Raw genomic sequence first — 13,093 nt, 5'->3', positions numbered from 1 at the left:
TGGTTAATTATAGGTTAAACCTTGGTGTTTTCCTAAGGTTTAAGGTGCGTAAAGCGTTAAGCCGCACGGTTAACATGCAAGGCTACAATTAACCTTATTGCCCCAAAACGGCGCAGATTGTGGCTATTTGTGCAACATTGGGACGGCTAATCGGCGAGGTTAAGCAGCGCCGGGTCACCGCCTTGGGCGGTTATATTATTAGATATGGTTACCTCTGTACCAAAACGCGCGACATATAACGGCCCGCCCGCTTTGGGCCCCGTGCCAGATAGTCCGCGCCCGCCAAAGGGCTGAACCCCGACGACGGCGCCAATGATGTTGCGGTTGATATAGATGTTCCCTGCAGGCACAGCGGCTTGAACGCGGCGAGCAAAGCCTTCTAGCCGACTATGGATACCTAGCGTCAGGCCGTAGCCCTTTGACGCAAATTCAGCCATCAATCGCGGCAGGTCTTTGTCCTTATACCGAACAACATGTAAAACGGGGCCAAAAACCTCGTGATTAATATCATTCAGATTATCGGCTTGTATTAGGGTCGGCGGCATAAATGTTCCGCCTTCATATCCGTCCGGCACGTCCGCTTGATGGATAATACGCAAACTTTTGGGTAAGGTGCCGATATAGTCTTGCAACATGCCCAAAGCCGCGTGATCAATGACGGGGCCGATGTCTGTTGATATTTTGCCAGGATCACCAATAGTCAGCATATCCATCGCGCCTTTAAGCGTTTTTACGATATCATCCGCCGTTTGTTCAGGCAGGAATAAAACACGCAAGGCTGAACAGCGCTGCCCCGCCGCGTTAAAGGCTGAACTAATAACGTCATCAACAATTTGTTCTTTCAGTGCGGTCGTGTCCACGAACATCCCGTTCAGCCCGCCAGTTTCCGCGATAAAGACAGGAAACGGCCCGGGCTTTGACGCCAGATTGGCGTTGATCAACTGCGCGACCTCTGTGGAGCCTGTGAACACCACACCTGCGACATGCGGCGCCGCGACCAGTGCGCCGCCAACTGCGCCGTCGCCTGTGACCATTTGAAAGGCTTCCTTAGGGACGCCTGCCTTATAGATTAACTGCGCGCAGACATAGGCCGTCAGCGGTGTTTGCTCTGCGGGTTTAGCCACGACTGTATTGCCCGCCGCCAGAGCTGCCGCGATTTGGCCGAGATAAATGGCCAGCGGGAAATTCCACGGGCTGATACAAATAAAGACGCCGCGACCCATCATGGACAGTGTATTGGTTTCGCCCGCCGGGCCAGGCATAATTTTGGCATCGCCAAAATAGTCTTTGGCGTGGTTGGCGTAATAGCGGCAGAAGTCCACGGCTTCGCGGACTTCGGCGATACTATCGGCCATAGTTTTGCCAGCCTCACGCGCCATAAGGGCAATGAAATGCTCCATTTCATCTTCGACAAGATTAGCGAGGCGGTTCAAAATATCAGCGCGCACATGACCCCCTAGACGGTTCCACGCGGGGTAGGCTTTAAAGGCTGTCGCGACAATATCATTGGCGGCTTCTGGTTTAATGTCTGTGGCTTGACCCACTTTGGCGGCGTCAACGGGCGAGAGGAAGTTTTGCGGGGGCTGTGTGGCGACTTTGGACGCGGTGCAGGGAACTGCCGTCACGGGCTTTAGCGCCCTTATGACGCCTTCTAGGCGTGTTTGCGTCGCGATTTGGGAGAGGTCCAGCCCGTCTGCGTTTTTGCGGTCTCCAAAAATGTCGACAGGTTTTGCTATGCGGTGATGCCGTGTGGGCGCATCTGCGCTGAACGGACTGCGGGCGACGTCTTCTGCCGGGACATCATCATCTAAAAAGCGGTGAACAAAGGAGGTGTTGGCCCCATTTTCCAAAAGCCGCCGTACCAGATAGGGCAACAAGTCTTCATGCGCGCCGACAGGGGCATAGATACGTACGGGACGAATTTGCGGCACAACACTATAAAGGGCCTCGCCCATGCCGTGCAGGCGTTGAAACTCATATTTGGCCGTCTCTGGTGCCATATCGATAATGGCGGCGACTGTATGGGCATTATGTGTAGCAAATTGCGGAAAAACTGTGTCGCCAGCATCTAGCAGCTTACGCGCACAGGCCAAATAACACAGATCCGTCGTCGATTTGCGCGTCCAAACGGGATAATCGGGTGTATTTTCAATTTGGGCGTGTTTAATCTCGCTATCCCAATAGGCACCTTTAACCAGCCGTATCATCAGCCGTGTATTTGTCTTTGCTGACATCGCTATCAAGCGGTCAATAAGCTCTGGTGCGCGCTTCTGATACGCTTGTACAGCGAGGCCAAGCCCCGTCCATCCTGCCAGATCGGGTTCGCGAGCAAGCTTATCAAGCAATTTTAGCGATAGGACTAATCGGTCTGCCTCTTCGGCATCCAAACAGAGGTGAATATTAGCATTTGCGGCGATTTTTGCCAAAACAAACAATTTCGGATACAAATAATTCAACGAATCGTCCGTATGGGTCGCGAAATACTTCGGATATAAAGCAGATAGCTTAACGGATATGCCGTGCTTGGCCTCGGGGGGTATGTTTTTATCGGTTTTGGCCAGTGTTTGAATGGCGCGTTCATAAGACAGATAGTAACGTTCAGCATCGGCCAGCGTCCGGGCCCCTTCGCCTAACATGTCATAAGAGGCGAGGGCGGGTTTGCCTTTCAACCCCAAATCCTTCGTGCGTTTAATGGCTGTTGAAATCGTACGCCCTACGACAAATTGCTCGCCCATAATGCGCATGGCCTGCATCATTGCCGCCCGGATAAACGGTGCACCTGATTTGGCTGTCAATGTCTTCATAAATTTGGACGGGTCAGAGGGGAGATCCGTCTCAACGTCAACAATTTTACCCGTTAGCATCAATCCGAGTGTTGAGGCATTCACCAGCCAGCTATCAGATTGACCTTTATGCGACGTCCATTCGCCAGACTTAATCTTCTCTGCAATCAGCTTGTCTGCCGTCCGTGCATCGGGCACGCGCAATAGCGATTCGGCGAGACACATCAACGCCAAGCCTTCTTTATTGGATAATCCAAATTCTTCGAGGAAAGTTTCCATAAGGCCTTTGCGTTTGGTCTCTTTGCGGGCGCGTTTGACGATTGCGATGGCGTCTGTTGCAATTCGCGCTTGAGTGGCCTGATCTGCCGCTATTAGGGGGTATAACGCCGCAGCGGCCGTGTTTTCATCGGCGAATTTATGTTGGTCTAAGCTGTCCCAAGTCATCAAAACCTCCCGCGAAAATGATAATCGCACATTAGCCTTATAAAACGTAAGTGTTAGCCTCGTCATGCAAAACTTAGGGTGAAATATTGCAAACAAGGGGCACTAATTAGACGTTCTTGCCTAAGTGAATTGTGGCGAATCGCACGGTGAGAATTCCTTGTTTTTGACCCTGAAGACCAATCTCTTATTTTACAGTGGCGCGGCTTCGTGTCGTTGCTGTGCGCTTGGTTTTTCTATCGCTCACATTTACGGCGCACGAATAAGGTAAAAAGCACCCACCAAAAGACATTATATATACAGGCTGGAAAATGCCTCATTAAACTTACAGGAATTTGGGGGAGTCAGGTTTCGTGACTGTTCGGCTACATGGCTCAAATTTAGGCATTCATATTGCATTCAGTTAGCAGCGTTAGGACAGGACGCAGTGGCGTGTCCCGTCCTGCGACGAATCGAATGACGAATCGCAAAACAGGATTGTGTCTATGTCGGATTTGTGGAGGAAAATTATTTTCGCCCCAATTTGGCCGGATTTGATACACAATGTCAGATCTGATAGGAGAGATTATGGTTAATCATAGGGTAATACCGCATTTAACGCGGCTAAGGCGTCTTTTAACACGTCAACTCGCCTGTGAATAACATAGTCATTGAATTTCCGTCTTGAGGTATTAAGAAGGAACTAATGCCTAGCATTCTGTCTTACAGAATGTTAAGGTTTGGAGATATCTGCGTTGTGCAGATGATTGTAACTGGAGAGTTTGGGGGTTTTTGAAATGAAACGTACTCTACTAATGGCCGCATCGGCCGTCGTATTAGCTGCACCGACTATCGCGCAGGAATTGCCACCTGGTAATCCGCTGCCAGGCGAGTGCTTTGCCCGGGTTATTGTTCCCGCGCAGTATGAAACATCAACAGAGCAGGTTGTGCTTCGCCAAGCGGGTGAAGAAATCCGGAAAATTCCGGGCCGCTTTGAAACGGTTCAAGAACGTGTTCTTGTTCAAGAAGCAAGCTTCGAGCTTGTTACAGTGGGTGCAGGGACTGGCGGCGGAATTACCCCCGGCCGTGGCCAAATCCAAGTTGCCCTGAACGGAACGACATATAATATCGACCCGTCCTCTCGTAATGTCACAAACGCATCTGGTTCGCGCATCGGCACTGTCGATAACAGCGGGAACATCGTTGCTAATAATGGTTCTGTTATTGCAGCAAACGCAGTTGACGCTCTAACGCTTATCGGCACAGGGTCTGCGATGACAACGCTTGAGATTGGCTCTACGAGCTACCGCGTTGCTTCTGATCGCAGTGTCATGAATGCCTCTGGCAACCGTATTGGTATGCTAGATGGTAACGGCAGCATCGTCGGAACGTCTGGTAATGTTATCTCACGCAATGCTGTGAATACATACCGCACAGGTGGATCCAATAGCGGTGCAGCAAGCTTCCGCACTGTGTCGGAAACTGTTGTTGTTCAAGAAGCGTCAACAGAATTGGTGGTTATCCCGCCAGTATATGAGACGGTGACTGAAACTGTTGTTGTTCAGCCTGAGTCAGTTGAATACGTTGCTGTCCCTGCGCGCTATGAAACATATGAAGACACTGTCGTTGTGCAAGAGGCCACGACAGAGCTTGTCACAATCCCGCCAGTGTTTGAGACAGTGACGGAAACGGTTGTCGTTCAAGACGCGACAACAGAGCTTGTGACTATTCCAGCGACTTATGAAACTGTGAATGAGACTGTTGTTGTTCAGCCGCAATCTGTTGAATATACAACTGTCCCGCCAGTCTTTGAGACGGTTAACGAGACTGTTGTTGTTCAAGAAGCCACAACAGAATTGGTCACAATTCCGGCGACATTTGAGACCGTGACAGAAACTGTTGTTTCGCAAGAAGCGTCAACAGAGCTTGTGACGATCCCGCCAGTGTTTGAGACTGTGACAGAAACTGTTGTTGTGCAGGAAGCCACAACAGAGCTTGTGACGATCCCGCCAGTGTTCGAGACCGTGTCTGAAACTGTCGTTGTGACGCCGCAATCTGTTGATTACGTAACAGTCCCAGCTGTTTTTGAGACCATTCAAGAGCCTGTCGTTGTTCAAGAAGCGACAACTGAGCTTGTTACAATCCCTGCGAAATTTAGCACGGTAACTGAGACTGTTGTTGTTCAGGACGCAGGTGTTGAGCTTGTGACTATCCCAGCTGAATACGAAACAGTCACCGAGACCGTCGTTGTTCAGGACGCGTCAACAGAGTTGCTGACAACACCGCCTGTGTTTGACACAGTGACTGAAACTGTTGTCGTCCAGCCCGCTGGCGTAGAGTATGTCTCCGTTCCAGCTGTTTACGAAACTTACGAAGAGACTATGGTTGTCCAAGAGGCCACCACAGAGCTTGTGACGATCCCGCCAGTGTTTGACACTGTTACGGAAACTGTCGTTGTGACGCCTCAGACGGTTGAGTATGCCGTTGTGCCAGCTGTGTTTGAAACGGTTGAGGAAGCTGTCGTTGTTCAAGATGCCTCAACAGAGCTTGTGACGATCCCGCCTGTCTTTGAAACAGTCACAGAGACTGTTGTTGTTCAGCCTGCTAGTGTTGAATATGTGTCTGTTCCAGCTGTGTTTGAGACTGTGCAGGAGCCTATCGTCGTTCAAGAAGCGTCAACAGAACTTGTCACAATCCCAGCAACCTATGAGACAGTAACAGAAACTGTTGTTGTGCAGCCTGCTGGCGTTGAATACGTCACTGTGCCAGCTGTGTTTGAAACGGTTCAAGAGCCCGTTGTGGTTCAGGAAGCGTCGACAGAGCTTGTCACAATCCCGCCAGTGTTTGAAACAGTAACAGAGACTGTTGTTGTTCAGCCCGCTGGCGTGGAATATGTATCCGTGCCTGCTGTTTATGAAACTGTTGAAGAGCCAATTGTGGTTCAAGAAGCGACGACAGAGCTTGTCACGATCCCAGCAACATTTGAAACTGTGACTGAAACTGTTGTGGTGACGCCGCAAACTGTTGATTACGTGACAATTCCAGCTGTGTTTGAGACAGTTCAAGAGCCTGTTGTGGTTCAAGAAGCGTCAACAGAGCTTGTGACAATCCCGCCAGTGTTTGAAACAGTCAATGAGACTGTTGTTATCCAGCCGCAGTCTGTCACTTACGAAGTTATCCCGCCAGTATATGAGACAATCCAAGAGCCTATCGTGGTTCAGGAAGCGTCTACTGAGCAGGTGACAATCCCAGCGACATATGAGACTGTCACAGAGACAGTCGTCGTGCAGCCGCAAACAGTGGATTACGTCAGTGTTCCTGCGAAATATGAGACTTACACAGACACAGTAGTTGTCCAAGAGGCCTCAACAGAGCTTGTGACGATCCCGCCTGTCTTTGAAACCGTCACAGAAACTGTGGTTGTTCAGCCGGCTGGTGTTGAATATGTTTCTATTCCTGCGGAATACGAAACTGTTCAAGAAACAATGGTCGTCCAAGAAGCGACAACAGAGCTTGTCACGATCCCAGCAACGTTTGAAACCGTGACTGAAACAGTTGTCGTTCAGCCTGCAACAGTTGATTATGTTTCTGTTCCTGCTGTCTACGAGACCGTTCAAGAGCCAGTGGTTGTTCAAGAAGCGTCGACAGAATTGGTGACAATTCCGCCAGTGTTTGACACTGTGACTGAAACAGTTGTCGTGCAGCCTGCAACGACAGAATATGTATCTGTCCCAGCTGAATACGAAACAGTCACCGAGACAGTTGTTGTTCAAGAAGCCACAACAGAGCTTGTGACAATTCCAGCTGTGTTTGACACAGTCACTGAGACAGTGGTTGTGCAGCCTGCGACAACGACATATGCCTCTGTTCCGGCAACATATGAAACGGTTCAGGAGCCAGTGGTTGTTCAAGAAGCATCGACAGAGCTTGTCACAATCCCGCCAGTCTTCGAGACTGTAACGGAAACTGTTGTGGTGCAGCCTGCATCTGTTGAATATGTGTCTATTCCGGCGGAATACGAGACAGTTCAAGAAGCGATTGTTGTCCAAGAAGCGTCGACAGAGCTTGTAACTGTTCCTGCAACTTACAGAACAGTAACTGAAACTGTTGTTGTTCAAGAAGCGTCAACAGAGCTTGTGACTATACCAGCCGTATATGAGACTGTGCAGCAGCCAGTTGTGGTTCAAGAAGCCACGACAGAATTGGTCACTGTGCCGCCTGTATTTGAAACTGTTACAGAGACAGTCGTGGTTCAGCCGCAATCTGTTGAATACGTTACTGTTCCAGCGAAATACGAGACTTACAACGAAACTGTTGTTGTCCAAGAAGCGTCTACAGAGCTTGTGACAATTCCGGCGACATTTGAGACGGTGACTGAAACGGTTGTCGTGCAAGACGCCACAACAGAGCTTGTGACTATTCCTGCTGAATACGAAACAGTGTCACAGACCGTTGTCGTGAAGGAAGCGTCAACAGAGCTTGTCACTGTGCCGCCAACGTTCAAAACAGTCACAGAGACTGTGGTTGTGCAGCCTGCGACGACAGAGCTGGTCGCTGTCCCTGCCGAGTATGAAACTTACAACGAAACTGTTGTTGTCCAAGAGGCATCAACTGAGCTTGTTGTTGTTCCAGCAACGTATAAAACGGTTAGCGAAACTGTGGTTGTTCAAGAAGCAACAACAGAGCTTGTGACAATCCCAGCAGAATTTGAAACTGTCACAGAGACAGTGGTTGTTCAGCCGCAAACGGTTGAATATGTCACTGTGCCTGCCAAGTTCCAAACTGTAACAGAAAGCTATGTATCCCAAGATGCAGCCGATGAATTGGTTGTTATCCCAGCAACATATGAAACTGTCACAGAGACTATCGTTGTTCAGGAAGCGTCATCACGCCTAGAGACTGTTCCGGCATCATACCGCACAGTCACGGAGCAGATCGTTGTGCAGCCGGCTCGCGTCGAAATTGACGTAATCCCTGCCGTATACGAAACTCGCTCAGAGCGCGTTTTAATCTCTCCGGCGCGTGAAGAGTGGAAGCCAGGCACACAGGCGCTTAACGCGTCAGAGCTTGGTGCTGGCAACCGCATCAACACAAATACACGCGGTCAGTTCACTGTCTTTAACGGTGTATCAGAGCAAGTCGTGGAATCGACGCAAACAATGGTGACGCAAACAGGTGAAATCCTTTGCCGTGTTATCGTTCCAGCCCAGTATAAGACAATTACGAAGCGCGTTGTGAAAACACCAGCCCGCACAGTCGAGCGTCAAATCCCAGCTGTAACAAAAGCCATTAGCAAGCGCGTTATTGACCGCGAAGCTACGGTTCGTGAAATCCCTGTTGCCGCTATCACTGACACCATCACACGCCGCGTCGTTAAGACACCAGCACGCGTGATGAGCATGACTGAAGCCCGTAACTTGGGTCTGAACGGTTCGCGCCTTGGCGGAGTTATCAAAGGCTTTGTCGACAACAATGGCGACAATCTTGATGACCGTGACGGTTTAACACGGGCTGCGGCTGCTGCGGGTGACCGTAACGGCACACGCGCTGGCGGATCTGCTATGGCAGCCTCTGGTCGCTTTGGTCAGCAAATGGGGTCAATCTCCAAGCGCGTTGTCGCTGAGGAAGCCCAAGTTGTTGAGCGCGTCATTCCTGCGGTTACAAAACAAGTCACTCGTCGTGTTGTGAAGACACCGGCCCGCACAATGGAACGCACTATTCCAGCTCGCACAGACACTGTGACACGCCGCGTTGTGGATCGCCCTGCGACGACACAAGAGCGCGTCATTCCAGCTGTGACGAAAACGGAAACACGTCGTCGTATCAAAAATGCAGCTCGCACTGTTGAGCGCGCCATCCCGGCTCGCACAGAAACAGTGACACGCCGCGTTGTTGATCGTCCGGCATCGACACAAGAACGCGTTATCCCAGCGGTCACCCGCCAGGAAACACGCCGCGTTGTGAAGACACCGGCTCGCACTGTTGAGCGCGTCATTCCGGCCCGCACAGATACTGTTACTCGCCGTGTTGTGAAAACGCCGGCGCAAGTGACAGAGCGTGTCATTCCAGCCGTCACGAAAACAGAGACCCGTCGTCGTATTGCTACGCCGGCCTCCACTGTAGAACGTGTCGTCCCAGCTGTGACAAAAACTGTTAGCCGCCGCGTTGTTCGCACACCGGCCCAAACAGTTGAAAAAGTCATCCCAGCTGTGACAAAAATGGAAACTCGTCGTGTTGTGAAGACACCAGCGTCAACACAAGAGCGCGTTATTCCAGCCCGCACAGAGCAAGTCACACGTCGTGTGGTTGACCGTCCGGCAACAACGCAAGAGCGCGTTATTCCGGCTGTGACGAAAATGGAAACACGCCGCGTCGTGAAGACACCAGCCCGCACTGTTGAGCGCGCTGTGCCTGCGGTGACCAAGCAAGTGACCCGCCGCGTTGTTCGCACTCCAGCACAGGTTACTGAGCGTGTCATTCCAGCTGTGACGAAAATGGAAACCCGCCGCGTCGTTAAGACACCGGCTGCAACCGTTGAGCAGGTCGTTCCTGCGGTAACCAAGCAAGTGACCCGCCGTGTTGTTCGCACCCCGGCCCAAGTCACAGAGCGCGTTATCCCGGCCGTGACAAAGCAAGAAACCCGCCGCGTTATTAAAACGCCGGCTCGTACAATGGAACGCACTGTTCCTGCCGTGACGAAACAGGTAACGCGCCGCGTTGTTCGTACACCAGCCCAGACACAAGAGCGTGTCATTCCGGCTGTAACGAAAATGGAAACACGCCGTGTGGTTCGTACGCCTGCCTCTACGCAAGAACGCACAGTTCCTGCGGTGACCAAGCAAGTGACCCGCCGCGTAGTTAAAACGCCAGCACAAGTGACAGAGCGTGTCATTCCGGCTGTAACGAAAATGGAAACGCGCCGCGTCGTTAAGACACCGGCACGGACCATGGAACGCGCAACACCTGCTGTGACGAAAGAAGTCACACGTCGTGTTGTTCGTACGCCCGCTCAAACACAAGAGCGTGTCATTCCAGCCATCACGAAGACTGAAACACGTCGTCGTATCGTCGAGCCTGCTGCCACTGTGGAACGCGTTGTTCCTGCCGTGACCAAGCAAGTTAGCCGCCGCGTTGTTAAGACACCTGCATCAACTGTGGAAAAAGTGATCCCAGCCGTAACCCGGATGGAAACACGCCGCGTCATCAAGACACCGGCTCGTACAGTTGAAAAAGTCATCCCTGCGGTGACCAAGCAAGTCTCTCGCCGTGTTGTTCGTACACCCGCTCAGACACAAGAACGTGTCATCCCGGCTGTGACGAAAATGGAAACACGTCGCGTGGTTCGCACGCCAGCCCAAACACAGGAACGTGTTGTTCCTGCGGTGACGGCGCAAGTGACCCGCCGCGTTGTTAAAACGCCAGCGCAAGTCTCAGAGCGTGTCATTCCAGCGGTAACCCGCATGGAAGCCCGTCGTGTGGTTCGCACGCCAGCTGCTACAGTTGAGCGCGCTATCCCAGCGGTGACCAAGCAAGTGACGCGCCGCGTTGTTCGCACACCAGCCCAGACACAAGAGCGTGCCATCCCGGCTGTCACGAAAATGGAAACACGTCGTGTCGTTAAGACACCGGCACAGACCATTGAGCGCGCAACACCGGCTGTAACGAAAACTGTATCTCGCCGCGTCGTTAAGACACCGGCACGGACACAGGAACGCGTTATCCCTGCTGTGACAAAAATGGAAACCCGTCGTGTGGTGAAAACGCCAGCTGCTACAGTTGAGCGCGCTATCCCAGCGGTGACCAAGCAAATGACCCGCCGTGTTGTTCGCACACCAGCTCAGACACAAGAACGTGTCATCCCGGCTGTGACGCGTATGGAAACACGTCGTGTGGTTCGCACACCGGCGCAAACTGTCGAGAAGGTCGTTCCAGCCGTCACACGTCAAGTCACACGCCGTGTGGTTCGCACGCCAGCCCAGACACAAGAGCGTGTCATTCCGGCTGTCACAAAAACAGAGACACGTCGTCGTATTAAAACGCCGGCTGCCACTGTTGAGCGCGCCATCCCAGCGGTGACTAAGCAAGTGACGCGCCGCGTTGTTCGCACACCGGCTCAGACGACAGAGCGTGTTATCCCTGCGGTAACCAAGCAAGTCGCCCGCCGCGTTGTGAAAACACCGGCACGGACGATGGAACGGGCTATCCCGGCTGTGACGAAACAAGTCACGCGCCGTGTCGTCGAGACGCCAGCGCAAGTCACTGAACGTGTCATCCCGGCTGTTACTAAGATGGAAACACGTCGCGTTATCAAAACGCCTGCATCAACACAGGAACGCGTTGTTCCTGCGGTGACCAAGCAGATGACACGTCGTGTGGTTCGCACCCCTGCTCAAACGCAAGAGCGCGTCATTCCAGCAGTCACCAAGCAAGTGACACGTCGTGTGGTTCGCACACCAGCGCAGACAACAGAGCGCGTTATCCCAGCGGTAACGAAGCAAGTGTCTCGTCAGGTCGTGAAAACACCAGCACAAGTGACAGAACGGGTTATCCCAGCCGTCACGAAGCAGGTCGCACGTCGCGTCGTTCGCACACCGGCTCAGACTGTTGAAAAAGTGATCCCAGCGGTCACACGTAATGTAGCGCGTCGTGTCGTAGCGACACCGGCCCGCACAACAGAGCGTGTTATCCCAGCGGTCACAAAGCAGGTCACACGTCGTGTGGTTCGCACTCCGGCCCAGACACAAGAACGTGTCATCCCGGCTGTCACAAGAACGGAAACCAAGCGTCGCATCGCGACACCGGCCAGCACGCAACAGCGTGTTATCCCAGCGGTGACCAAGCAAGTGACACGTCGTGTGGTCCGTACACCGGCACAAACCACTGAGCGCGTAATCCCTGCGATTACAAAGCAAGTGACCCGTCGTGTTGTTGATGGTGCCCCGCGCACTGTCCGTCGTGAAATCCCGGCTCGTTACGAGACTGTGACTGTTCAGCGTATGGTGGAAGCACCGCGCACTGAGACTATCGCAATCCCAGCCGAGTTTGGCACGATTGAGAAACGCACACTGGTCACAGCTGAGAAAGCTGAGTGGCGTCAAGTCCTCTGTGAAGCGAACGCAAACAGCACTGTGATTTCTGCAATCCAACGTGCGCTGAAAACGCAAGGCTTCTATCAAGGCTCCATCGATGGACGCCTCGGTCAGCAGACTTACGCAGCGGTCGAGCAGTTCCAGCGTAGACGCGGTATGTCCACAGGTGGTCTGACACTACGCACAGTGGATGCCTTGGGTGTCGATTGGCGCTCCATGGTAGGCGGCACGTCTCGTACGGGCGGCGCTATCTCTGGCGGAACGTTCTCAGGTGGCTTCACATCTGGCGGAACAACAACTGGCTCAACGGGCTTTAGCTCAGGCACAGTCGTTGGCGGCTCATCCGGTGGCATGGTCACAGGCGGCGGATCTTCCGCTGGCTACACCATCAGCTCAACGGGCCAAGTCATGGATGCATCCGGCACTGTCCTGGGTATGCTTGACGGAAACGGCAATGTTGTGAACTCTGCGGGTGTTATCGTCCTTCGCGGTCTGTCTACTGGCTCTGCTGGTGGCATGATCTCTGGCGGTTCCATGTCAGGTGGTTCAATGTCAGGCGGCTCAATGAGCTCTGGCGGATCAGCCGCGTCCTCTGGTGAAGTCTTTGGTAGCGCCGTCCGCGGTGCTCGCACAGGCGTCACATCGACCGGTTCAAGCTCCATGTCCGGCATGAGCGTCCGTGCAGACGGAACAGTTGTTGATAGCCGCGGCGTGACCATTGGTCGTGTCGATGCGCAAGGCAACATCATGAACGCCTCTGGCCAAATCATTGGTCGCGTGACACCGCAAAACTAAGTCGCT

The 13,093-nt window shown here is 52.6% G+C and carries 2 protein-coding genes; one reads left to right on the top strand and one right to left on the bottom strand.

Going from position 1 to position 13,093, the window contains the following annotated elements; genetic code table 11:
* Positions 1–146: 146 nt before the first annotated feature.
* The gene (putA, locus tag AB6B37_RS10720) at positions 147–3,227 is read right to left on the bottom strand and encodes a bifunctional proline dehydrogenase/L-glutamate gamma-semialdehyde dehydrogenase PutA (protein WP_371395784.1); all 3,081 of its coding nucleotides are present in this window, start codon (positions 3,225–3,227) and stop codon (positions 147–149) included.
* Between the two features lie 773 nt (positions 3,228–4,000).
* Here putA and AB6B37_RS10715 point away from each other — a divergent pair.
* Positions 4,001–13,087: a peptidoglycan-binding protein gene (locus AB6B37_RS10715; protein WP_371395782.1), complete on the top strand. Its 9,087-nt coding sequence runs from the start codon at positions 4,001–4,003 to the stop codon at positions 13,085–13,087.
* Positions 13,088–13,093: the final 6 nt, after the last annotated feature.

It is taken from the genome of Fretibacter rubidus (genome assembly GCF_041429785.1).
Lineage (GTDB): Bacteria > Pseudomonadota > Alphaproteobacteria > Caulobacterales > Maricaulaceae > Fretibacter > Fretibacter rubidus.
Note: the sequence above shows the minus strand (reverse complement) of the source record. Positions and strands in the feature narration are given on the sequence as shown.